The organism is Streptomyces sp. NPDC054813, from assembly GCF_053611365.1.
Genome location: NZ_JBSHAF010000009.1, coordinates 34,221 through 57,432 on the forward strand (window position 1 = coordinate 34,221; position 23,212 = coordinate 57,432).

The 23,212-nt window shown below is 72.0% G+C and carries 19 protein-coding genes and 1 pseudogene; 12 read left to right on the plus strand and 8 right to left on the minus strand.

The window, feature by feature from the left end:
• Positions 1-182 precede the first annotated feature (182 nt).
• Complete coding sequence (locus ACWGJB_RS19445) at positions 183-2,525, plus strand: outer membrane protein assembly factor BamB family protein (protein WP_453381391.1); 2,343 nt, start codon at positions 183-185, stop codon at positions 2,523-2,525.
• 147 nt (positions 2,526-2,672) lie between these two features.
• On the opposite strand, the gene ACWGJB_RS19450 is transcribed toward ACWGJB_RS19445, so the two are convergent.
• From ACWGJB_RS19450 to ACWGJB_RS19460, 3 genes are read right to left on the minus strand one after another with little or no spacing between them, the layout of a single operon-like run.
• The gene (locus ACWGJB_RS19450; protein WP_453381392.1) at positions 2,673-3,449 is read right to left on the minus strand and encodes an enoyl-CoA hydratase/isomerase family protein; all 777 of its coding nucleotides are present in this window, start codon (positions 3,447-3,449) and stop codon (positions 2,673-2,675) included.
• Positions 3,446-3,859: a Zn-ribbon domain-containing OB-fold protein gene (locus tag ACWGJB_RS19455; RefSeq protein WP_453381393.1), complete on the minus strand. Its 414-nt coding sequence runs from the start codon at positions 3,857-3,859 to the stop codon at positions 3,446-3,448. The genes ACWGJB_RS19450 and ACWGJB_RS19455 overlap by 4 nt, the downstream gene beginning before the upstream one ends.
• A gap of 1 nt (position 3,860) precedes the next feature.
• Positions 3,861-5,015, minus strand: a complete 1,155-nt coding sequence (locus ACWGJB_RS19460; RefSeq protein WP_453381394.1) for a lipid-transfer protein — start codon at positions 5,013-5,015, stop codon at positions 3,861-3,863.
• 120 nt (positions 5,016-5,135) lie between these two features.
• Between ACWGJB_RS19460 and ACWGJB_RS19465 the strand changes: the two genes are divergently transcribed.
• Positions 5,136-6,713 carry a FadD3 family acyl-CoA ligase gene (locus ACWGJB_RS19465; protein ID WP_453381649.1) on the plus strand — a complete coding sequence of 526 codons (1,578 nt, stop codon included), beginning with the start codon at positions 5,136-5,138 and terminating at the stop codon, positions 6,711-6,713.
• 80 nt (positions 6,714-6,793) lie between these two features.
• Here ACWGJB_RS19465 and ACWGJB_RS19470 read toward each other — a convergent pair whose 3' ends face one another.
• Both ACWGJB_RS19470 and ACWGJB_RS19475 read right to left on the minus strand, forming a co-directional pair.
• Positions 6,794-7,054, minus strand: a complete 261-nt coding sequence (locus ACWGJB_RS19470) for a hypothetical protein (RefSeq protein ID WP_453381395.1) — start codon at positions 7,052-7,054, stop codon at positions 6,794-6,796.
• A gap of 223 nt (positions 7,055-7,277) precedes the next feature.
• Positions 7,278-10,235: a BTAD domain-containing putative transcriptional regulator gene (locus tag ACWGJB_RS19475; RefSeq protein ID WP_453381396.1), complete on the minus strand. Its 2,958-nt coding sequence runs from the start codon at positions 10,233-10,235 to the stop codon at positions 7,278-7,280.
• 299 nt (positions 10,236-10,534) lie between these two features.
• Here ACWGJB_RS19475 and ACWGJB_RS19480 point away from each other — a divergent pair, with 299 nt between their 5' ends.
• The 7 genes from ACWGJB_RS19480 (at position 10,535) to ACWGJB_RS19510 (ending at position 19,031) form a co-directional block, all read left to right on the plus strand.
• On the plus strand, positions 10,535-11,770 hold the full coding sequence (locus ACWGJB_RS19480; RefSeq protein WP_453381397.1) for an amidohydrolase family protein: 1,236 nt from the start codon (positions 10,535-10,537) through the stop codon (positions 11,768-11,770).
• Complete coding sequence (locus ACWGJB_RS19485; RefSeq protein WP_453381398.1) at positions 11,752-12,687, plus strand: LLM class F420-dependent oxidoreductase; 936 nt, start codon at positions 11,752-11,754, stop codon at positions 12,685-12,687. Before ACWGJB_RS19480 ends, ACWGJB_RS19485 begins: the two co-directional genes overlap by 19 nt.
• 12 nt (positions 12,688-12,699) lie before the next feature.
• Positions 12,700-13,470 (plus strand): SDR family NAD(P)-dependent oxidoreductase, encoded by a 771-nt coding sequence (locus ACWGJB_RS19490; RefSeq protein WP_453381399.1) that lies wholly within the window; start codon positions 12,700-12,702, stop codon positions 13,468-13,470.
• A gap of 98 nt (positions 13,471-13,568) precedes the next feature.
• Positions 13,569-14,687, plus strand: coding sequence for an LLM class flavin-dependent oxidoreductase (locus ACWGJB_RS19495; RefSeq protein WP_453381400.1), 1,119 nt, complete (start codon positions 13,569-13,571; stop codon positions 14,685-14,687).
• Between the two features lie 119 nt (positions 14,688-14,806).
• Positions 14,807-16,528 carry an N-acyl-D-amino-acid deacylase family protein gene (locus tag ACWGJB_RS19500; RefSeq protein WP_453381401.1) on the plus strand — a complete coding sequence of 574 codons (1,722 nt, stop codon included), beginning with the start codon at positions 14,807-14,809 and terminating at the stop codon, positions 16,526-16,528.
• Positions 16,525-17,985, plus strand: coding sequence for an aldehyde dehydrogenase family protein (locus tag ACWGJB_RS19505; protein ID WP_453381402.1), 1,461 nt, complete (start codon positions 16,525-16,527; stop codon positions 17,983-17,985). The genes ACWGJB_RS19500 and ACWGJB_RS19505 overlap by 4 nt, the downstream gene beginning before the upstream one ends.
• Positions 17,986-18,104: 119 nt before the next feature.
• Positions 18,105-19,031, plus strand: coding sequence for an NmrA family NAD(P)-binding protein (locus ACWGJB_RS19510; protein WP_453381403.1), 927 nt, complete (start codon positions 18,105-18,107; stop codon positions 19,029-19,031).
• A 54-nt stretch (positions 19,032-19,085) separates the two neighbouring features.
• On the opposite strand, the gene ACWGJB_RS19515 is transcribed toward ACWGJB_RS19510, so the two are convergent.
• Entirely contained in the window at positions 19,086-19,481 is a 396-nt protein-coding gene (locus tag ACWGJB_RS19515) for a nitroreductase/quinone reductase family protein (RefSeq protein ID WP_453381404.1), read from the minus strand.
• A 159-nt stretch (positions 19,482-19,640) separates the two neighbouring features.
• On the opposite strand from ACWGJB_RS19515, the gene ACWGJB_RS19520 reads away from it, so the two are divergent.
• Positions 19,641-20,138, plus strand: coding sequence for a hypothetical protein (locus tag ACWGJB_RS19520; protein ID WP_453381405.1), 498 nt, complete (start codon positions 19,641-19,643; stop codon positions 20,136-20,138).
• Positions 20,139-20,395: 257 nt separating this feature from the next.
• On the opposite strand, the gene ACWGJB_RS19525 is transcribed toward ACWGJB_RS19520, so the two are convergent.
• Positions 20,396-21,460, minus strand: coding sequence for a Glu/Leu/Phe/Val dehydrogenase dimerization domain-containing protein (locus tag ACWGJB_RS19525; RefSeq protein ID WP_453381406.1), 1,065 nt, complete (start codon positions 21,458-21,460; stop codon positions 20,396-20,398).
• Between the two features lie 113 nt (positions 21,461-21,573).
• Between ACWGJB_RS19525 and ACWGJB_RS19530 the strand changes: the two genes are divergently transcribed.
• A complete protein-coding gene (locus ACWGJB_RS19530) occupies positions 21,574-22,035 on the plus strand; it encodes an Lrp/AsnC family transcriptional regulator (RefSeq protein ID WP_453381407.1) in 462 nt (153 codons plus the stop codon).
• A gap of 277 nt (positions 22,036-22,312) precedes the next feature.
• A complete protein-coding gene (locus ACWGJB_RS19535; protein WP_453381408.1) occupies positions 22,313-22,867 on the plus strand; it encodes a DUF3455 domain-containing protein in 555 nt (184 codons plus the stop codon).
• 22 nt (positions 22,868-22,889) lie between these two features.
• Here ACWGJB_RS19535 and ACWGJB_RS19540 read toward each other — a convergent pair.
• A pseudogene (locus ACWGJB_RS19540) lies at positions 22,890-23,119 on the minus strand (nitroreductase/quinone reductase family protein); the annotation flags it as partial.
• Positions 23,120-23,212: the final 93 nt, after the last annotated feature.

Here is a 23,212-nt window from a genome sequence, read left to right on the forward strand (position 1 = left end):
TCTCGGCGGATAAATGTCTCACTTTGTCATGTGACACCCCGATTGGTCGCCGGGTTCGCAACCTGTGCCCGGGCCAGGAAGAATCGGGGTGCGTGCCGCCATGGCGGTGCGGTGGTGAGACGCTGCACGGGGTCGCGTACATATGTGGGTGGACGTGGCCCGTACGGGGAGGTGGCAGGCAAGTGGTGGATCAGCTGACGCAGCACGATCCGCGGCGGATCGGGCCGTTCGAGGTGCTGGGACGGCTGGGGGCCGGCGGCATGGGGCTGGTCTATCTCGCGCGCTCGGCGTCCGGCCGGCGCGTGGCGATCAAGACGGTCCGGACCGAGCTCGCCGAGGACCAGTTGTTCCGGGTCCGCTTCACCCGTGAGGTGGAGGCGGCCCGCGCGGTCTCCGGCTTCTACACGGCGGCCGTGGTCGACGCCGACCCGCGCGCGGCGGTGCCGTGGCTGGCGACCGCGTACGTTCCCGCGCCCTCCCTCGAAGAGATAGTGAACGACTGCGGGCCGCTCCCGGCCCAGGCGGTCCGCTGGCTCGCGGCGGGCGTCGCGGAGGCGCTCCAGTCCATCCACGGCGCCGGGCTCGTGCACCGGGACCTGAAACCGTCGAACGTCCTCGTCGTGGAGGACGGCCCCCGGGTCATCGACTTCGGTATCGCCTCCGGCGTCTCGAACACCCGTTTGACGATGACGAACGTCGCCGTCGGCACCCCCGCCTACATGTCCCCCGAGCAGGCCAAGGACTCCCGCAGCGTCACCGGCGCCAGTGACGTCTTCTCCCTCGGCTCCATGCTCGTCTTCGCCGCCACCGGCCACCCGCCCTTCCACGGCGCCAACCCGGTCGAGACCGTCTTCATGCTGCTGCGCGAGGGCCCGGACCTCGAAGGCCTCCCGGAGGAACTCCGCCCCCTCATCGAGTCCTGCATGCAGATGGAGGCCGTCGGCCGCCCCAACCCGGCCGACCTCCAGGCCCAGCTGGCCCCCCATCTCTTCGGCTCCGGCTCCGACGACAGCGGTACGGCGTCCGCGTGGCTGCCCGAGAAGGCGGTCGCGCTGATCGAGTCCCGCCGCGGCGGCCGCCCGGCCGTGAAACCCTCCGCCAACCCTTCCGGCGCCCGCAGCGGCGGCCGGCTCGCCGTCCCTCCGCCGCCCTCCTACGACCCCGTCGTCCCGGCCCCGGTCCCGGTCGGCGCTCCCGACGCCGGCCCGGTCCGGCTGGCCGGCGCCCAGGTGCCGATCGGCCCCGGCCCACGGGTCGCCGACGCCCGCGCCGCCGCCGTCAAGGCACCCCCGCCCGAGGCCGGCCTGGTGGCCAACTGGTCCCGGCCGCGCCCCGGCGTCAACGGCGTCGACCCCGCCGTACCGCCCGTGCCCGCCCAGCCCCCGGAGACGGCGTCCGGCTGGCGGCCCTGGCGGTTCCGGATGTCCAACGACGTCTGGGGCACCCCGGCCGTCGACGGCGACCTCGTCTACGTCACCTCCTTCGAGGTGCACGCCCTCGACGTCGCCACCGGCCGACGGCGCTTCAAGACGAGGGACGTCGCCTGGTCCATGGCGGTGGCGGACGGCCGTATCCACGCCTCCGACGGCCCCACCCTGTTCGCGCTCGAAGCCCGCGAGGGCGGCGACCTGTGGCGGCTGTCCACCGACGCCTGGGTGTACGCCCTCAAGGCCGACCGGGGCACCCTCGTCACCGGCACCCGGGGCGGCGGCGTCCAGGCCTGGGAGGCCTCCAACGGGCAGAAACTCTGGGAGCTGTCCGGCGCCCAGACCGACTTCGAGGCCCCCGAGTCCGGGCCCTCCCTGCACGAGGGCACGGTCTTCGTCTGGCAGGACGCCCGGCTGCGCGCGCTGGACGCCCGGACCGGCGACGAGCGCTGGTCCTACCCCATCGGTGACGCGGCCTCCTGCGGCGGCGTCCCGGTCCGCCTCACCCACGCCCCCGACGGCTTCCTGTACGCCTCGGCGGGCAGCCGCGTCATCGCCCTCGACGCCGCGACGGGGCGCGTCCGCTGGCACTTCGAGGCGCCGGCCGTCTTCCTCTCCCCGCCCGCCTTCGTGCCCGGCCCCGCGGTCACCGGCGGTGGCGTCTACCTCGCCGACTACCTCGGGACCGTGTACGCCCTCGACGCCACCGACGGCCGCGACCGCTGGCGCATCGCGACGGAGGCCCGGGCGTCGATCGAGCCGGTGCTGGTGGCCGCGGGCCATGTCCATGTCGGCAGCGGCAAGGGGCTGTACACCCTGGACGCGGTCACCGGGACGCCCAAGTGGCGCTTCCAGGCGGGCGGCGACGTGGTGGGGTCGCCGGCGGTGGCGGAGGGCCGGATCCACTTCGGCTCCACCGACCATCTCCTCTACACCCTGAAGGCCGACGACGGCCGGCTGCGGTGGAAGCTGGCGACCGGCGGCGAGATCACCGGGTCGCCGGTGGTGCGGGACGGGGTGGTGTACGCGTGCAGCAAGGACCGGTGCGTCTACGCGCTGGACGCGGAGAAGGGAACCGGGACCGCACGCACCGCGTGAGGGGCGCGATCCTTTGACGGGCGGCTGTGGCGCCGTCGTGGCCGATTGCGCAGTTCCCCGCGCCCCTAAAGGCAGGCGTGCTGCTCTCGCGCCCCTCAGGGGCACGGGGAACTGCGCGACCAGCCCCCGCGGCGCCGCGGGGCAGTCTCAGCGGATACGAGGGTGCGCGGTCCGTGGCCGGTTCCCGAACAGCTCGGCCTGCCGGTCGTCCGGCAGGTTCCCCAGTGCGATCAGATACGGCGCCTGCCCGTACCCCCGCTCCCGCGCCGCCTCCTTCGCCGCCCACAGCGCCCGCACGCTCCCCTGCACCCCCTCGGCCGGATACCCGGCGATCACGGTCGCGCACCGCACGGCCGCCGCCAACGCCTCCCCCGGCACGGTCACTTCGGACACCAGCCCCACCTCGTACGCCCGCCGGGCGGAGACGCGCTCGGCGTTGCCCATGAGGACCAGCCGGGCCACCTCCCCGTACGGCATGCGCTGCGCCATCAGCACCGACTCGTAGGCGCTGACCATGCCGTAGGAGGTGTGCGGGTCGAAGAAGGCGGCCGTCTCGTCGGCGACGACGAAGTCCGACTCCCCGAGGAGATAGAAGGCGCCCCCGCAGGCCATCCCGGCCACGGCGGCGATCACCGGCTTCCACAGGTCGTTCGACTTCGGGCCGACGGCGATCAGCGGATCGTCCTGCATGTACGGCGAGGAGGGCTGCGGCACGACCGCGTCCCGGTCGAGCCCGGTGCTGAAGGCGCGCCCGCCGGCCCCGGTGAGGACAACGGCCCGTACCGTGTCGTCGAAGCGCAACGCCTGCCAGGCGGCGGCGAGTTCGGCGGCGGTCTCCAGGTCGATGGCGTTCAGCTTCTCGGGACGGTCCAGGGTGACGACGGCGACCCCGGTGTCCTTGTCCGTGTCGACGCGCAGGCTCACGGCCGCTCCAGGACCCACTGCGGAAGACCGTCCGTGAACACCGCCTGCACCCGGGCGTCGATCCGGATCCGGTCGGGGGAGTAGGAGTCGAGCGGTGCCCCCGCCGCACTGACCAGGTTTCCCACCAGGCGGATGCGCGGTGCGTCGGCCAGCTCCACGACCACCACGTTGTACGGGGCCTGGGCCGCGTAGTCCGGGAGGAGCGGCGGATGCGGGACGACGTACGACCAGATCCGCCCCCGGCCGCTCGTCGGCCGCCACTCGCTCGCGAAGGACTGGCAGTGCGGGCAGCACGGGCGGGGCGGGAACCGGGGCTCGTCGCAGTCGGCACAGGCCTGGACGCGGAGTTCGCCGAGCGCCGCGTACTCCCAGAAGGGGGCGCCGTCGGTGTCGATGGCCGGTCGCAGCATCTCAGCTCCGGTTGGTGAGGAGGAGGGCGGAGGTCGGCACGCCCTCGCCCGCGGTGACCAGGCAGGTGGTGGCGCCGGGGACCTGGGCGGTGCTGGTGCCGCGCAGCTGCTTGACGCCCTCGGTGATGAGGTTGAAGCCGTGGACGTAGGCCTCGCTGAGCCCGCCGCCCCCGGTGTTGACGGGCAGCCGCCCGCCGATCTCCAGCGCGCCGCCCTCGGTGAACGCCCCGCCCTCCCCCCGCCCGCAGAAGCCGTACCCCTCCAGGGAGAGCGGGATCAGCGCGCTGAAGGCGTCGTAGATCTGGGCGACGTCGACGTCCTCCGGGGTGAAGTCGGCGTGCTTCCACAGGTGCCGGGCGGCGGTCCAGGCGGGCCCGGTGAGCGGGTCGTCGTTCCAGTAGTTGACCATGCCGTGGTGCTGGGCGGGCAGGCCCTGGGCGGCGGAGTGGACGTAGACGGGCCGCCCGGCGCAGTCGCGGGCGCGCTCCCTGCTGACCACCACGCACGCCAATGCCCCGTCGGTCTCCAGGCAGTTGTCGAAGAGGCACAGAGGCTCGCTGATCCACCGGGAGGTCATGTACATCTCGCGGGTCAGGGGGCGGTCGTACATGACGGCGGCGGGGTTCTGGTTGGCGCGGTTGCGGCAGGCGAGGGCGACGTTGAAGAGGTGGTCGCGGGTGGCGCCGTACTCGTGCATGTAGCGGCGGGTGAGCATGGCTATCTCGTCGGCGGGCCGGAGCAGCCCGAAGGGCCGGGTCCACTGGGCCGGGGTGGGCAGCTGGACGGTGGTGTTCGTCCAGGGGCGGGGTCCGGAGCCCCGCTTCCGCGATCGCCAGGCGACTCCGACCGTGGCCTGCCCGGAGGCGATGGCCGTGGCGAGGTGGGCGACGGTGGCGCAGGAGCCCCCGCCCCCGTACCCCACCTTGCTGAAGAAGGTCAGGTCCCCGAAACCGACCGCCTTGGCCAGCTCCACCTCGTCGGTCTCCTCCATGGTGAAGGAGGCGAGGGCGTCGACCTCGCCGGGGGCGATCCCGGCGTCGTCGAGGGCGGCGAGGACGGCACGGCAGGCGAGGGTCCGCTCGTCCTCGGCGAGCCGCTTGGCGAAGGGGGTCTGTCCGATCCCGACGATGGCGGTGGCATCCCGGATCCCGGCCATGTGCACACCTCCGCGAGCTGCTGAAGGGCTGCTGACAGTCCGTCAGGCTACAGCTAATCTGACGTACCGTCAGCTATGCGTTCTGTGCTCTCGCTTGGGGAGGCCGTTGTGCGCGGTGACATGGAGTGGGGGACCGTGCCGGGACTGGTGCGGTCGGCGGCCCGGCGGTACGCGGACACCGAGGCGGTGGTGGACGGCCGTACCCGGATCACCTACGCCGAGCTGGGCGACCGGGTGGAACGGGCGGCGGCCGCCTGCCTGGCCGCCGGCGTCGAGGCCGGCGACCGGGTGGCCGTCTGGGCGCCCAACTCCCTGGACTGGATCGTCGCGGCGCTGGGCGCGGTGTCGGCGGGCGGGGTGCTGGTCCCGCTGAACACCCGCTTCAAGGGCGCCGAGGCGGCGGACGTGCTGCGGCGGAGCGGGGCGCGTCTGCTGTTCGTGACGGGGACGTTCCTGGGCACGTCGTACGTGGCCGCACTCAGGCGGGCGGCCGGGGAGGGGGACTCCCCGGGCCCGCTGCCGGGGCTGCCGCTGCTGCGGGACGTGGTGGTGCTGTCCGACGACGCACCGGCGGACTTCCGTACCTGGAAGGACTTCCTGGCGGCCGGGGAGGGCGTGGCGGCCGGCGAAGTCGCCGCCCGCGCGGCCGGGTTGGCCGGTGACTCGCTCTCCGACATCGTCTTCACCTCCGGTACGACGGGCCGTCCCAAGGGCGCGATGATCACGCACGCGCAGACCCTGCGGGCGTACGAGATCTGGGCGGACCTGGCGGGCCTGCGCACCGGTGACCGGTACCTGATCGTGAACCCCTTCTTCCACACCTTCGGCTACAAGGCCGGGGTGATCGCGTGCCTGATGCGGGGCGCGACGATGATCCCGCAGCCGGTGTTCGACGTGGAGACGGTGCTGGCGAACGTCGCGGCGGAACGGGTCTCGGTACTGCCCGGTCCCCCGACCCTCCACCAGTCGCTCCTCGACCACCCGGCGCGCGACACCCATGACCTCTCCGCCCTGCGCCTGGTGGTGACCGGAGCGGCGGTCGTGCCCCTGCTCCTCGTCGAGCGCCTGCGCGGCGAGCTGGGCGTCGAGACGGTCCTGACCGCCTACGGCCTCTCCGAGGCGAGCGGCATCGTGACGATGTGCCGCCGCGGAGACCCCCCTTCGGTGATCGCGTCGACGTCGGGGCGGGCGATCCCCGGCACGGAGATACGGGTGGACGCGGCGCCGGGCGAACCGGGCGAGGTCCTGGTCCGGGGCTTCAACGTGATGCGCGGCTACTACGAGGACGCGACCGCGACCGCCGAGACGCTGACGGCGGACGGCTGGCTGCGCACGGGCGACATCGGCGTCCTCGACCCGGTCGGCAACCTCCGGATCACCGACCGCCTGAAGGACATGTTCATCGTCGGCGGCTTCAACGCCTACCCGGCGGAGATCGAGCAACTGCTCGGCCTGCACCCGGATGTGGCGGACGTGGCGGTGATCGGCGTACCGGACGGGCGGCTGGGCGAGGTCGGCAGGGCGTTCGTGGTGCGCCGCCGGGGCTCGGTGCTGACCGGGGACGACCTGATCGCCTGGGCCCGGCGGGAGATGGCGAACTACAAGGTGCCGCGGGCGGTGGAGTTCGTGGCGGAACTGCCGCGGAACGCGAGCGGCAAGGTGCTGAAGGGCGAGCTACGGGGGCGCCGGCCCGCCTAGGCGGGCTCGCCCGGACACACCTCGGCCGCGGCGGCTTCCCCCCCGCGCCGCCGCGGCCGTCCCCGTCCGGGTGTGGTCTGTCAGGCCTTCTCGTCCGTCGCGTGGAAGTCGTCGGGCGAGTTCAGAGGCTCCGACGTGGCGTGGAAGTCCTTGCTGGCGATGTCGCCCTGGGCGGTGGCCGGGGCGGTCGCGGTGTCCGTGGCCGGCTTCGTGGCGGCGGCCGGAACGGCCGCCGGGTCGAAGTCCGGCTTCGGGTCGACGATGAGAGCGGCGGCGGCGTCGGCCGGCTCGCTCGTGGCGTGGAAGTCGTCGGGCTTGACGGTCCCGGTGTTGTCGGCCATGGGTGACTCCTAGAGAACAGGATGGTTCGAGGTGGGAGATGCCCGCCCGGTCACTCCCCCGAGTGTCACCGGGCGGGCATCGCAAGGCCGTTCACCTTAGTGGTGCGGCCATCGCACCGAGCCGTCTGCCCCCCGACACGACGGTCCGGCACCACTGAGAGTGCCGGGCGGCGATAAACGAACGATGAACGCGGCTAGGGGCCTTACGGGTTCTGGAGCGGCCCTAGCCCACGGGGGTGGACGCCAGCAGTCCCCGTACGTCCGCCGCCTCCGGTGATCCCGACGCCTCGAAGACCGACAGCGCCTCCTGCCAGCAGACCTTCGCGCGGTCGGTCTGGCCGATGCCGTGCAGACCGCGGCCCAGGGCCGTGAGGATGTTGGCGCGGCGCCACTCCCCGCCGATGCCGTGCAGTACGGCCAGCGCCTGCTCCGCGCAGGCCGCGGCCTGCGCGGAGCTGTGGTCGGCCAGATGGAGTTCGGCGATCCGGAAGAGCGTCATGCCGTGCCACAGTTGCTGTCGCGCGTCCTGGAACATGCTCAGGGCGTCGGTGAGGGTCTCCAGAGCCAGCCGCGTCTCTCCCGCGCTGGTCAGCGCGAGCCCCAGCGCGTACTTGCCGTTGGCCAGGCGCAGGGCCATGCCGGTGTCGTCGCGTGCGTAGATGGTGACCCCCTGGCGGGCCAGGGAGACCGCGCTCTCGGTACGGCCGGTCGCCAGGTGGACCCGCGACAGATTGCACAGGGCGCTGGCCTCACCCGGCGTGTTCCGGTCGGCCCGGAAGGCGGCCAGGGCCTGCGTGAGGTGCTGCTCGGCCTCGTCGTGCCGCCCGTTGTAGAGGGCGATGATGCCCTGCTGGTTGGGCGCCTGGGCACACACGACGGGATCCCCGGCGGCAAGTCCGAGCCGGAGTGCCTCGCCCGCCTCCCGGTCCGACTCCGTGAACTGGCCCGAGACACCGAGGAGATGACTGTGCATGAGGCGGGCGCGGCCCTCGGCGTAGGCGTCGCCGTGCTGCTGGGCGGCCGAGATCACCGCGCCGGCCGCCCGGACGTACTGGCGGGCGCCGATCCCGGACTCCCCGAGGTCGACGGCCGCGACGAGGAGGTCGGCCGCCCGGCGCAGCCTGCCCGCCGTACCGGCCTGCTGCACGGCCGCCAGCAGGCCGCTCGCCTCGGTGAACAGCCAGTCCAGCGCCTTGTCCCGGTCGGTGAAGGAGAGGCCCGGGTAGGTGCTCCGGATCAGGTGGTCCAGGACGCGTTCCCCCGGCCGCTCGATCGCGTACACCCCCGCCGCCGTCGCCAGATAGAAGTCCAGCAGCCGCGACAGCGCCGCCTCCCGCTCGCTCGGCGGCTGTTCGTCGCGTTCCGCGCACGCACGCGCGTAGAGCCGGACCAGGTCGTGGAAGCGGTAGCGGCCGGGGGCCGCCGATTCCAGCAACGACGTGTCGACCAGGGCCTCCAGCAGGTCCTCGGTCGCCTCCAGCGGCAGAGCGAGTACGGCCGCGGCCGCCGCCAGCGAGACGTCCGGGCCGTCCGCCAGGCCGAGGAGGCGGAACGTCCGGGCCTGGGCCGGATCCAACGCCCCGTACCCCAGCTCGAAGGTCGCCTTCACCGCCAGGTCGCCGGCCTGGAGTTCGTCCAGGCGGCGGCGTTCGTCGGCGAGCTTCGCCGCCAGCACCGAGACCGTCCAGGTGCGGCGGGCCGCCAGGCGGGACGCTGCTATGCGGATGGCGAGAGGGAGGAAGCCGCAGGCCGCGACCACGTCCAGGGCTGCCTCGCGCTCGGAGGACACTCGCTCCTCGCCGACGATTTTCGTGAACAGCGAAAGCGCCTCGTCGGGGGACATCACGTCCAGGTCGACCAGGTGCGCGCCCGCCAGGTCGACCATCCGCACGCGGGAAGTGACCAGGGCCGCGCAGCCCTCCGTGCCCGGCAGCAGCGGACGTACCTGCGCCGCGTCCTTCGCGTTGTCCAGGAGGACCAGCACCCGGCGGCCATCCAGGACCGAGCGGTACAGGGCCGCCCGGTCGTCCAGCGAGTCGGGGATGGACGAGTCCGGTGTGCCCAGGGCGCGCAGGAAGGAGCCCAGGACCGTCTCCGGCTCTGCCGCCCGCGGGCCGGCGCCCTGGAGGTCCACGTACAACTGGCCGTCCGGGAAGGCCGACCGGGCCTGGTGGGCCACATGCACCGCGAGAGTCGTCTTCCCGACGCCCCCGATGCCCGCCAGCGCCGATACGGCCATCACCCGGCCCTCCGCCGACGCCAGCACCTCGCTCAGCTCGGTGACGAAAGCGGCGCGGCCCGTGAAGTCCCGCACTGTGGCCGGGAGTTGGGCGGGGCGAACCGGGGCGGACGGGGGCTCCGCGGCGGGGGAGGAGGGTTCCGCCAGGGCCGGGTCGGCCTGGAGGATGCGCTGCTGGAGTTCGCGCAGACCCGGCCGCGGGTCCACGCCGAGTTCCTCGGCCAGCAGGCGGCGGGTGTCGGCGTACACCGCGAGGGCCTCCGCCTGGCGGCCGCTGCGGTACAGGGCCAGCATCAGCAGTTCGCGAAGGCGCTCGCGGAGAGGGTGGGCGGCCGTGAGGGCCGTCAGTTCGGAGACGGCCTCCGCGTGGCAGCCCTGCTCCAGGTCCATGTCCAGCCGGGACTCCAGCAACTGGAGCCGCCACTCCTCCAGGCGGACCCGGTGGGCGTCGGCGTACGGGCCGGGGACGCCGGCCAGCGGTTCGCCGTCCCACAGGGACAGTGCACGCCCGAGCAGCTCCCGCGCATGGCGCAGATCCCCGCTGCCGCGTGCCTTCTCCGCCTCCGCCGCCAGGTCCTGCGCCGTCGCCAGGTCCAGGGCGCCCTCGCCGAGGCCGCGTACCGCGTAGCCGCCGGACTCGCTGACCAGGACTCCGGGGTCCAGGATCTTCCGCAGCCGGGACGCGTACGTCCGTACCGCCGCGAGCGCCTGTGACGGCGGCTCGGGGCCCCACAGCGCGTCGATCAGCTCGGCCGCGGTCGCCGTGCGGCCCTCGCGCAGCAACAGGGCGGCCAACAGAGCGCGTTGCTGGGGGGAGCCGGTGCTGAGCGGCTCCTCCTCGCGCCAGGCGCGCACCGGACCGAGCACGCTGAAGCGCAACGCCGCCGCCTCCGCCGAGGAGGAGGGGCGCCGCTGCTCCGGTACCCGCGGTCCACCGTCCATGTCCGTCCCCCTAGACATCCCGATTCACCCCGTCAGTCTGCCTTGTTCGGGCGAGTTGCGTCAGCCGGGCGAGACGCCGATCACAGGGCGACACGCGGTGGTCCACATACCCTTCACACCGCAGTGGCCTCTGTGACCAGGGCCAGTTCATGGCGGAACGATTCAGCCGACAGGTCCGCGTCCTGGTGCCAAGGGGACCAGGGCCTGGCCGTCCTGGCCGGGCATGTGGCCTGTGAACGCCTGACGAACCGTCATCGTGACAGCTGACGGTTCGTCAGATCGGCGCTACCGTGAGCGCCATGGACACCCAGGACGGCACCTTTCCGCTGATCATCTCCGTCGACGACCACACCGTGGAGCCGCCGGACGTCTGGCAGTCCCGCCTCCCGAAGAAGTACCTGGACACCGGGCCGCGGATAGTCCGCGCCCCGCTGAAGGAGATGAGCTTCCTCGGCGGCCGGTTCAAGCCCGTCATGGGCAGGCCGGGGGAGGACGGCCCCATAGGCGACTGGTGGATCTACGAGGACCTGCGCCGCCCCCTCACCCGCCTCGACACCGCGGTCGGCTACAGCCGGGACGAGATCAAGCTGGAGGTGATCACGTACGAGCAGATGCGGGCGGGTTCGTACGACGTCCCACAGCGGCTCGCCGACATGGACGTCAACCACGTCCAGTCCGCCCTCTGCTTCCCGACCTTCCCCCGGTTCTGCGGGCAGACCTTCACCGAGGCCAAGGACCGCGAACTGGCCCTGCTCTGCGTCCAGGCCTACAACGACTGGATGGTGGAGGAGTGGTGCGGCCCGCTGGCGCAGGGCCGGCTGATACCCCTGATCCTCATCCCTCTGTGGGATGCCGGACTGGCGGCCATGGAGGTCCGCCGCAACGCCGCCCGGGGCGTCCGCGCCGTCGCCTTCTCCGAGATCCCCCCGCACCTCGGGCTGCCCTCCGTCCACACCGACGACTGGGACCCGTTCCTCGCCGCCTGCGACGAGACCGGCACGGTCGTCGCGATGCACATCGGCTCCAGCAGCCGGATGCCCTCCACCTCCGCCGACGCCCCGCCGGCCGTCGGCTCCACGATCACTTTCGCCAACTGCTGCTTCTCGATGGTCGACTGGCTGATGAGCGGCAAGTTCGAGCGCTTCCCGAACCTGAAGGTGATGTACGCGGAGGGCCAGATCGGCTGGATCCCCTACATCCTGGAACGCGCCGACGTCGTCTGGGAGGAGAACCGCGCCTGGGGCGGTGTCGCCGACAAGGTCACCCGGCCGCCCTCCGAACTCTTCGCCGAGCACGTCTACGGCTGTTTCTTCGACGACGCCTTCGGCCTGCAGAACCTCGACGCCATCGGCCTCGGCAACGTCCTCTACGAGACCGACTACCCGCACTCCGACTCCACCTGGCCGAAGTCACGGGAGGTCGGCGAGGCACAGATGGGCCACCTCGCCCCGGACGTGATCGAACGCATCGTCCGCGGCAACTCGATCGAGCTGCTGGGCCTCACCCCGGAGGGCCTGTGGGGCGGTACGAAGTGACCGACTACGGCATCCAGCTCCCCGTCCAGTCCCAGTCCACGATCTACGCCGAGGAGTGGGAGGCGGGCGCGGGCGCCGCGGACCTGGTCGAGATCGCCCGCGCGGTGGACCGGGCCGGCTTCGCCTACCTCGCCGTCTGCGACCACGTGGCGATCCCGCACCGGCTCGCCGACGCGATGAGCACGGTCTGGTACGACCCGGTGGCGACCCTCGCCCACCTGGCCGCCGTCACCGAGCGGGTACGGCTGCTCAGCCATGTCGCCGTCGTCGGGCTGCGGCACCCCCTGCTCTCCGCCAAGCAGTACGCGACCCTCGACCACCTTTCCGGCGGCCGGCTGATCCTCGGCGTCGGGGCGGGGCACGTGCGGGAGGAGTTCGAGGTGCTGGGGGTGGACTTCGGGCAGCGGGGCGCGGTCCTCGACGAGGCGATCGACGCGCTGCGGGCCGCCCTCGGCCCGGACGAGTTCCCCGCCCACCACGGGAAGTTCTACGACTTCGAGGGGCTCGGGCAGCGGCCCCGGCCCGCGCAGCGCCGGGTGCCGGTATGGGTCGGCGGCTCGTCACCGGCCGCCGTACGACGGGCCGCGCTCAAGGGCGACGGCTGGCTGCCGCAGGGCGACCCGAGGGACCGGCTGCCCGCCCAGATCACCCGGCTGCGGCGGCTGCGCGAGGAGGCCGGGGTGACGGAGCCGATCACGGTCGGCGCGATCGCCGAGCCGCTGTACGTCGGCACACCGCGGTGGGAGGTGGGCCGCCGCACCCTCACAGGCACCCCGGAGGCCCTCGCCGAGTCGCTGCGGGCCTACGGCGAGATGGGCGTGCACCAGGTCCAGGTACGGTTCCGCAGCCGGAGCCGGGCCGAACTCATCGACCAGATAGGCGTGTTCGGGGCGGACGTCGCGCCCCGGCTGAGCTGAGGAGCGGGTGGCATGGGCAAGCTGGACGGGCGGGTCGTCATCGTTACCGGGGCGGCGCGCGGACAGGGCGAGCAGGAGGCGCGGCTCTTCGTCGAGGAGGGCGCGAGCGTGGTCGTGGCGGATGTGCTGGACGACCTGGGCGAGGCGCTCGCCAAGGAGATCGGGGCGCGCTACGTCCACCTGGACGTGGGTGTGGAGGAGGAGTGGCAGGCCGCCGTCGTCGCCACGAAGCAGGCGTACGGCCGGCTCGACGGGCTGGTGAACAACGCGGGCATCCTGCGGTTCAACGCGCTCGTGGACACGCCACTCGACGAGTTCATGCAGGTCGTACAGGTCAACCAGGTCGGCTGCTTCCTGGGCATGAAGACGGTGGCGCCGGAGCTGGCCGACGGCGGGACCATCGTCAACACGGCGTCCTACACGGCTCTGACGGGGATGGCCGCGGTGGGGACGTACGCCGCGACCAAGCACGCGGTGCTCGGGCTCACCCGGGTCGCCGCGCTGGAACTGGCCGACCGGCGGATACGTGTCAACGCGATCTGCCCGGGTGCCATCGACACCGCGATGTCCAATCCGGCGCGGCTCGACCCCACCGCCGACCCGGAGGAGATGAGCCGGGCCCTGGACGAGCTGTACCGCAAGCTGGTGCCGCTGGGCCGGATCGGGCGGGCGGAGGAGGTGGCCAGGCTGGCGCTCTTCCTGACCTCGGACGACTCCTCGTACATCACCGGGCAGCCGTTCGTGATCGACGGGGGCTGGCTGGCCGGGGTCTCGGTAATCTGACGGCTCATCAGCTATTGACGGTGACAGCGGCCGGTGCGACAGTCGGCCAACGAACGGTATCTGACGGAGCGTCAGGAAATATGGGACGGTGAACCGCCTTGGAATTCGGGCTCTTTGTACAGGGATACGTGGGCAAGCGAGCCGAGACCGACCCGCTGGCCGAGCACAAGGCACTGATGGAGGAGACCGAGTACGTCATCCAGGCGGACAAGTCCGGCTTCAAGTACGCCTGGGCCTCCGAGCACCACTTCCTGGACGAGTACTCGCACCTGTCGGCGAACGACGTCTTCCTGGGGTACCTGGCGCACGCGACGGACCGCATCCATCTCGGCTCCGGGATCTTCAACCCGCTCGCCCAGGTCAACCACCCCGTGAAGGTCGCCGAGAAGGTCGCCATGCTCGACCACCTCACCGGCAACCGCTTCGAGTTCGGCAGCGGGCGAGGAGCCGGGTCGCACGAGATCCTCGGGTTCCTGCCGGGCATCACCGACATGAACTACACCAAGGAGATCTGGGAGGAGACCATCGCCGAGTTCCCCAAGATGTGGCTCCAGGACGAGTACGCCGGCTTCCAGGGCAAGCACTGGCAGCTGCCGCCGCGCAAGGTCCTGCCGAAGCCGTACGGCAAGTCCCACCCGGCGATGTGGTACGCGGCCGGGTCACCGCCGTCGTACGCCATGGCGGCGAAGAAGGGGCTCGGGGTCCTCGGCTTCAGCATCCAGAAGGTCTCCGACATGGAGTGGGTGCTCGAGCAGTACAAGACGGCGATCGTGAACGCGGAGCCGGTGGGTGACTTCGTCAACGACAACGTGATGGTGACGACGACGGCGATCTGTGCGCCGACGCACGACGAGGCGATCCGTATCGCCGCGTCCGGTGGGTTGCACTACCTGCCGTCGTTGGTGTTCCGGTACCACGACACGTTCCCGCGGCCCGAGGGCTTCCCGGTGTGGCCGGAGACGCTGCCGGAGTACACGCCGGAGTTCGTGGAACTGCTCGTCGAGGAGGAGCTGCTGATCTGCGGGGATCCGGACGAGGTGCTGCGGCAGTGCAAGCGGTGGGAGCAGGCCGGGGCGGACCAGTTGAGCTTCGGGTTGCCGGTGGGGGTACCGAAGGAGGAGACGCTGCAGACGATCCGGCTGATCGGGGAGCACGTCATTCCGAAGATCGACACGGATCCGGTGCACCGGACTTCGCGGTTCCGCCAAGGGGCTTGAGCGTCGTAGGCGGGTGCGCGTCGTGTGTGGCTGGCCGCGCTCACGCGGCGGAGCCGCAAATCGATACAGCCCCGCGCCCCTAGGCAAACAGTCCCGCCGCATACCAAGAGGTGAGCCGAATGCTCGATCACGTCATCAAGGGTGCGTCCGTTGTCGACGGGACCGGCGCGCCCGCCCACACGGCCGACGTCGGCATACGCGACGGCCGTATCGCCGTCGTCGGAACCGTCACTGAGGAGTCCCGTACCGCCGAGGACGCCGCCGGGCTCGTGCTCGCCCCCGGTTTCGTCGACCCCCACACCCACTACGACGCGCAGCTCTTCTGGGACCCGTACGCGACGCCCTCCCTCAACCACGGGGTCACGACGGTCGCCGCCGGGAACTGCGGGTTCACCCTCGCCCCGCTGAAACCGGGGGACGCCGACTACACGCGCCGGATGATGTCCAAGGTCGAGGGGATGTCGCTGGTCGCGCTGGAGGAGGGGGCGCCCTGGAGCTGGCGTGGTTTCGGGGAGTATCTGGACGCGCTCGAAGGGCGGATCGCCGTCAACGCCGGGTTCATGGTCGGGCACTGTGCCCTGCGCCGGTACGTGATGGGGCCGGACGCGGTCGGCGGGCAGCCCAGCGAGGAGCAACTCGCCGAGATCGTACGGCTGTTGCACGAGGCCATGGACGCGGGTGCGTGGGGCTTCTCCACCACCCAGTCCTCCACCCACTCGGACGGCGACGGACAGCCGGTCGCCTCCCGGCACGCCCGTCCGGAGGAGCTGCTGGCCCTCTCGCGGGCCGTCGGGGAGCACGAGGGGACGCAGATCGAGGCGATCGTCGCCGGCTGCCTCGACCAGTTCAGCGACGCCGAGATCGAGCTGTTCGCCGAGATGAGCGCGGCGGCCGGGCGGCCCCTGAACTGGAACGTGCTGACCGTCGACGCCGCCGTGCCGGAGCGGGTGCCGCGGCAGCTCCAGGCCAGTGAGCGGGCCCGGAAGGCGGGCGGCCGGGTCGTGGCGCTGACCATGCCCATCCTCACCCCGATGAACATGTCCCTGGGCACCTTCTGCGCGCTGAACCTGATCCCCGGGTGGGGGCCGATCCTCGCGCTGCCGGTCCCGGAGCGGATCGAGAAGCTCCGGGACCCGGACGTACGCGCCCAGATGCTGGAGCGCGCCCACTCGAAGGAGGCCGGAGTCTTCCGGCGGCTCGCGAACTTCGGGCGGTACGTCATCGGCGACACCTACAGCGAGGCCAACGCCGGGCTGTCGGGCCGGGTGGTCAAGGACATCGCGGCGGAGCGCGGGCTGGACCCCTTCCACTGCCTGGTCGAGATCTGCGCCGCCGACGGACTCCGTACGGTCCTGTGGCCCATGCCCACCGACAACGACCCCGCCTCCTGGGCGCTGCGCGCCGAGACCTGGCAGCACGAGGACGTGCTGCTCGGTGGGTCCGACGCGGGGGCGCATCTGGACCGGATGTGCGGGGCGCCGTACACGACCCGGTTCCTCGGCGACTGTCTGCGCGGCCGGAAGCTGCTCGGCCTGGAACAGGCGGTGAAGATGCTGACCGACGATCCCGCCCGGCTCTTCGGGCTGCGGGAGCGGGGCCGGATCGCGGAGGGCTGGCATGCGGACCTCGTGCTCTTCGACCCGGAGCGGATCGCCGCCGGCCAGGCCACCCTGGTGCACGACCTGCCGGGAGACAGCCCCCGCCTGGATTCGAAGGCGATCGGGGTACGGGCGGTCTGGGTGAACGGGGTCGAGGCCATCCGCGACGACGTGGTCAGCGGGGCGGTACCCGGGAAGGTGCTGCGGTCCGGGCGGGACACCAGGACGGTGAGCACCCGGTGAGCGATGCGGCGGACGGGCAGCGGCTGTTCGTCGGGGGGCGCTGGGTGGACCCCGACGGCGGGCACTACGCGGTCGTCGACCCGGCGACCGAGGGGACCGTCGGCTGGGCTCCCGAGGCCTCCGGGGAGCAGGTCCTGGCCGCCTGCGCGGCCGCCCGGGAGGCCTTCGACGGCTGGTCACGGACACCGGCGGCGGAACGGGCGGCGGTTCTCGGGCGGGCCGCCGACATCATCCGCGGCCGGCTGAAGGAGCACGCCGACCTGGCCCGGGCGGAGACCGGCGCGACCACCGGGACCGCCCGGGCGATGCAGGTGGGGGTGGCGGCGGCCCGGTTCCGGCGGTACGCCACCGTCGAGCCCGCCGAGTGGGCGATCCCGCCGCAGATCAACGAGGCCGGGCCGATGGGCCGGGCCGGGGTGATGGGCGCGCTGGCCGTGCGCCAGCCGGTGGGCGTGGTCAGCTGCATCACGTCGTACAACAACCCCTGGGCCAACCCGGCGGGCAAGGTCGCGCCCGCGCTGGCCATGGGCAACACGGTGGTGGTGAAACCGGCCCCGCAGGACCCGCTCTCCGTCTACCGCATGGCGGAAGCACTGGAGGCGGCGGGCGCCCCGCCGGGCGTGGTGAACGTCGTCTCCGGCCGGTCGGCCGGCGTCGGCGAGACCGCCGTGGCCTCGCCCGACGTCGACATGGTGAGCTTCACCGGGTCCACGGCCGTCGGGCAGCGCATCGCCGAAGTCTGCGGGCGGGACATGAAACGGCAGCTGATGGAGCTGGGCGGGAAGGGCGCGGCGGTCGTCTTCGCCGACGCGGACGTCGGCTCGGCGGTGGCGGGCATCGGCACCACCTTCTCCTTCTACAGCGGACAGATCTGCACGGCACCCACCCGGGTGCTGGTGCAGCGGCCGCTGTACGACCGGCTGGTGGAGCAACTCGCAGCCCTCGCGGACCGGTTGACGGTGGGCGACCCGGCGGCACCGGACACGGTGGTCGGACCGCTGATCACGGCCGAACACCGGGCGCGGGTCGAGTCGTACGTCGAACTCGCGGGGAAGGAGGGCGCGACGGTGGTGACGGGCGGCGAACGACCCTCCCTGGAAAGGGGGTTCTATCTCAGGCCCGCGGTGCTCGCCGACTGCCGTAACGACATGCGGGCCGCCCGCGAGGAGATCTTCGGCCCGGTCGTCGCCGTCATCCCCTTCGACGAGGAGGAAGAGGGCATCGCCCTGGCCAACGACTCCGACTACGGCCTCATCGACTACGTCTGGTCGGGGGACGTGGCCCGCGCCTTCCGGGTGGCGCGGCGACTGAGGGCGGGGGGCGTCGGGATCAACACCGTCGGGCGGAACATGGAGGCCCCCTTCGGCGGGTTCAAGAAGAGCGGGGTGGGCCGGGACGTCGGCTCGTACGCCCTGCACGCCTACAGCGAGGTGCAGGCGATCGTCTGGCCGGGGTGAGGGGACCGCGTCGGTGATGGCCGCTGCTCCTGCCGTGTGGTCCGCGCGGTGCGGTGCGCCGGGAGGCGGTCGGCGTGCCGTAGAAAGGCGGGGCCGGTTGCCGACTGCGGGAGGACGTCTTGCCGAGTACTGATCCGATCCTGGTCACCGGTGCCGCCGGCGGCGTCGGGGGTGTGGGCGGGAGGGTCCTCACGCAGCTGCGCCGACACGGGTTGCCGGTCCGGGCCCTCGTCCACCACGACGACGACCGTGCCACCGCGCTGCGGGCCGTCGACGGCGTCGAGGTGGTCGTCGGGGACCTCACGCGTGGGGCGGACGTGGTGGCGGCCCTGGAGGGGTGCCGCAGGGCCTACTTCGGGATGAGCCCGTCGCCCGACTACCTGGAGGCCACGGCGACCGTGGCGGCGGCGGCCCTTGCGGGCGGGCACCTCGAACTGCTGGTGCACATGTCGCAGATGACCGTCTCCCAGATGACCCTCACCAGCACCGCGGAGTCGCACCAGCAGCGGCTGCACTGGCTGTGCGAACACGTCCTCAACTGGTCCGGGCTGCCGGTCGTCCACGTCCGGCCGACGGTTTTCATGGAGAACCCGCTCTTCGGCATGCTCGCCGTGGCCTCCGTCCGCCGTGACGACACCATCCGCCTCCCCTTCGGCACCGCACGCACCTCGCCGGTGGCCGCAGGCGACGTGGCCGCGGTGGTCGCCCGACTGCTGCTCGACCCTTCACCGCAGGCCGGCCGGGTCTACGAACTGACCGGCGCCACCGCCCGCGACATGACCGCGATCGCCGCCGAGATCTCCGAGGCGCTGGGCCGCACCGTGACGTACGTCGACGTGCCGTACGACGAATGGGTCGAGCACGACCTCAAGCCGCTGGGCCTGACGCCGCATCTCGTCGACCACATCGCCACGATGGCCCGGCTGCACGGGGAGAACCGCTACGACCGGGCGACCGACGACGTGACGGAACTCCTGGGCCGCCCGCCGTCGGGCTTCGACAGCCTGCTCGACGCCACGCCCGGACTGCGGGCAGGGCAGGGGTAGACGCCAGGGCGGCGGCAGAGCGGGTCGGGTCCGGTGGCCGGCACCCGGGCCCGCTCAGCCGTCCAGGTCCACCCGCACCGTCAGCAGGTTCGTCCCGAGCAGCCGTACGGCCGCGCTGTTGCCCCGGGGCAACGTGCGAAGCCGGGCCACCGGGTCGTCGTCGGGCAGGAGATGGGCCGTCCCCGCGTGCCACTTCCCCCCGATGCGGACCCGCACCCTCGGGTCGGCCTTGATGTTGCGGACGTACTGCGAGTGCTCGCCGAACTCCGACACCAGCCAGAAGACGCCGCCGACCCGCCGGCCGCCCAGCGGCGTACGGCGGGGCAGCCCGGAGGTGCGCCCGGTGGTCTCCAGGAGGGTCTGGAAGGGGAGGAGCCGGGTCAGCGGATTGGCGACATGACGCTGGAAGGCGGTGGTGGCGCGGAAACGGGTGTCGGTGGGGCGGGGCATGGTCCGTGCGACTCCTCATGGTTGCTGCCGTAGCTGCCGTAGCTGCCTTTGCTTCCATGGTCCCGGACACGCACGCGAGGTGCTTGCGGCATCGGGAAACCTGGTGGCCGCCGATGCCGTCTCTCATGCCGACAGCAGGCACTTTTGTTGGAGGCACCGATGGCCCTGGTCGGCCTGTTCTGGATCACCGAGGACGCCGTGTACCTGGGGGCCGAGCCCGTCGGTACGGCGTCCGGGGTACGGCTGACGGAGGACGGCGTCGAAGTCCTCGGGATGGGCCACGGCACGTACCGGAGCTGGAGCGAGGTGCGGCGGATCGACGTCCGTGACGTGCCCGTGCGGTCCGCCGGCCGGCGCCTGGTGTCCGTGGCCCTCGACTCGCTGCTCGTGGTGGTGACCGGCGACGGCGAGCTTCCGCCCGCCTACACCGTGCGCGTGGAGACCGCCGAGGACACCGTCGAGGTGAGCGTCCTGTCAGCCGTCGCCGGCGGCATCTACCAGCCGGTCGAGTACGACCTCTCCCGCACCCTTTTGGCCAGGCTCGCCGACGGCCGCACGACCGTCGCCGACCTGCTGGCATGGCGCCGGGACCACGCGGACGGCACCCCGCCCCGCGAGGAACGCGAGGCGCTGCTGCGCAAGTGGGCCGACGGCTAGTGCTGTGACCCATAGGTGCGCCGGGTCGGCGAATGGAGCGGTTGGACAGCGGTGACGTCCGTTCCGCCTCTTCTGGTGGGGTCGCTCATGTCCGCCCTTCGGTTCGCACCGGTGCGCGCGGCCGTGACCGCCAGGGTCGCGTACCGCATCGTGAAACCGTCTGCCATCGCTTCTGGGCGGCGTTGCGCACCTGCTGTTCGCCGCCCGAGATGGAACCTCGCCGAAGACTGCGGCCCTCCGCGAGGTCGTCACCGCGGTCAGCGCCCGCTCGGTGTTGGTGAGCCGACCGGGGCCGAGGCGACGCGCAGGCGGCGCATGGCCAGCTCGCCGGCCGCCTGCGCCGGGGTCTGGCCGTGGCGTTGCGCGGTGTCCAGCAGGTCGTCGACGGTGTCCTCGATGGCGCGGACGCGTGCGTGGGCCTCGTCGGCACCGACCTGGTGGAGTTCGGTGCTGATGGCGTTGATGACTCCTCCTGCGCTCGCGACATAGTCCGGCACCCAGATGATGTTGCGGTGGTGCAGCAGGTCTGCGACATCGGGCGTGGCGAGCTGGTTGTTCGCCGGCCCAACCACAGCGCGGCAGCGCAGCTCCGCCACGGTCTGCCTGTTCAGGACGGAGCCGAGGGCCGCAGGGACCATGATGTCCACGTTCGCGGCGAGGATCTCGTCCGGCGACCGCCAGACAGCGTCGAGCTCGTCGGCGGTGCTGCGCTTTTCGGGATCGATGTCGGTGACCGTCAGGGCGGCGCCCTCCGCGGCGAGGAGGCGGGCGAGGGCGGCGCCAACGCGGCCCAGACCGACCACGGCGAGCCTGCGGCCGTCCAGACGCGCGGTGCCGTACAGACGTCGGCTGACGGCCCGCAGCGCGGCGAGCGTCCCCTGCGCGGTGTGCGGGGACGAGTCGCCGCTGCCGCCCAGATGCGTCGGCCGGCAGAACACGTAAGGGGTGGTTTCCCGGATCAGTGCCATGTCGTCGGGGCCGGTCCCGACATCCGGTCCGGTGGCGTACGCCCCGCCGAGCGAGTCGATGACATCTGCCACGTCACGCAGCACCTCGCGACGTCGGCCAGTATCAAGTTTTATTTCCTCGGGCAGGACCACGACGGCCTTCCCTCCGCCGTTGGGCAGCCCGGCCACGGCGAATTTGAAGGTCATCGCGGCCGACAGGCGAAGGGCGTCGGTGAGGCCGTCCCGCCAATCGGGGTAGTGCCAGAACCGGAGGCCACCGGCTGCCGGACCGAGTGCTGTGGAGTGAACAGCCACGATCACCGCAAGCCGCGAGCGCGGACCGGTGTGGATCGCGACCTGCTCGTGATGGAGCATGAGCCTGCCGTCCCTTCATCTGTTCGGGCTGACGGCGTTCATGCTGCACGAATGATTCAACGTAAACCGATCACACCGAACGTCTGAGTGAAAATGGGCTACGGTTGTCGGCCATGGACGAACTTGATTCGGAGATTGTCCGGCTTCTCCAGACAGATGCACGGCAGTCCAACCGCGAACTCGCCCGGCGGCTCGGCATCGCCCCCTCGACCTGCCTGGAGCGGGTTCGGGCGCTCCACCGACGGGGCGTCATCCGCGGCTACCACGCCGATATCGACCCCGCGGCTCTCAATCGCGGCGTTCAGGCGCTCGTGTCGGTTCAGGTACGTCCTCTCAGCCGCGTTGTCATCGACGCCTTCAAGAACTTCGCCAGCGGTCTGCCGGAGGTCCTGCACGTGTTCGTGCTCTCCGGAGGCGACGACTTCCTCCTTCACGTCGCGGTGCAGGATCTCGACCACCTGCACGCCTTCCTGACCGACCGGCTCAGCAAGCGCGGTGAAATCACCGGCTTTCGCACGTCGGTCATTTTCCAGCAGGTGAGCAACACGGCCCCCGCCCGCCTTGTTCAGCACTAGCCCTCGGCTTCCGGGGTCTTCTTCCCTGCGTCGCGTGGGCAACTGAGCCACACCTCGGTCTGGTCGGGGTGAGGTGCCAACGAGGCCTGTTTGCTTGCCCTTTGGGGTCCAGGAGGCGTCCCGCGCGGGCAGGGATCGGGCAATCGGCTCCGGAAGCGGTGGCGGATCCGTAGCATCCGGACATGACAAGGGGGACGGCCGGTTTCCGGTTTGTCGATGTCCGGCCGCTCCCCTCTTCTGTTCTTCTGCCACGCACGAAATCCTTGGAGACCACTCCATGAAGCACGCCAAGAGAATCGCCCTGACCACCACGGCCGTCGCCGCCGCAGCCGCCGCCACCCTGCTCGGCACGACGGCCGTCCAGGCCTCGTCCGCGAAGCCCGCCGCCCTCCCGGCGGTGCACGCCCCCGTCGCGCTGGCGGTGCCCGACGGCAACAAGCTGACCGGCGTCTACTCCGCGCACGGCGTACAGACCTACACCTGCACCGACGGCGCCTGGAAGCTCCTGGAGCCCGCCGCCACCCTCTCCGACAAGAGGGACCGCGCCCACCGCCCGGTCGCCCTGCACTCCCGCGGCCCCGTCTGGGTCTCCACGGTCGACGGCAGTGCGGTCAACGCCTCGGCGCTCGTCACCTCCCCCAAGGAGGGCACCATCCCCGAACTGCTCCTGAAGGCCACGGCCACCCGCGGCGCCGGTACGTTCGAGGGCGTCACCTACGTCCAGCGCCTGAACACGGAGGGCGGCGTCGCCCCGGCCGCCGCCTGCACCGGCACCTACCAGGTGTCGGTGCCGTACTCGGCAACGTACGCGTTCTACAAGGCGACCGTGTGACCTGGCCGCTGGTCGCTGGTCACTAGTCGCCGAGATCGACCCGGATCGTCAGCAGCCGTGTCCCCAGCGCTTTCACGGCCGCGGTGTCGCCCCGGCGCAGGGTGCGCAGCCGGCGACCGGGTCGTCGTCGGGCAGCAGGTGGGCGGTGCCGTGGTGCCACCGCCCACCGATCCGCACCCGCACCCGCACCCAGCGGGATGCGCCGGGGCTCCCGGAGACCCGGCCGGTGGTCTCCAGCAGGGTCTGGAAGGGGTCCGGTCCGACGCGGTTCCTCGGTTTTCTCTTCTGCCGTCCTTCGACGCCGGTGTCCTCTTCAATGTCTCTTACGCCTCCCCGAGGAGAGAC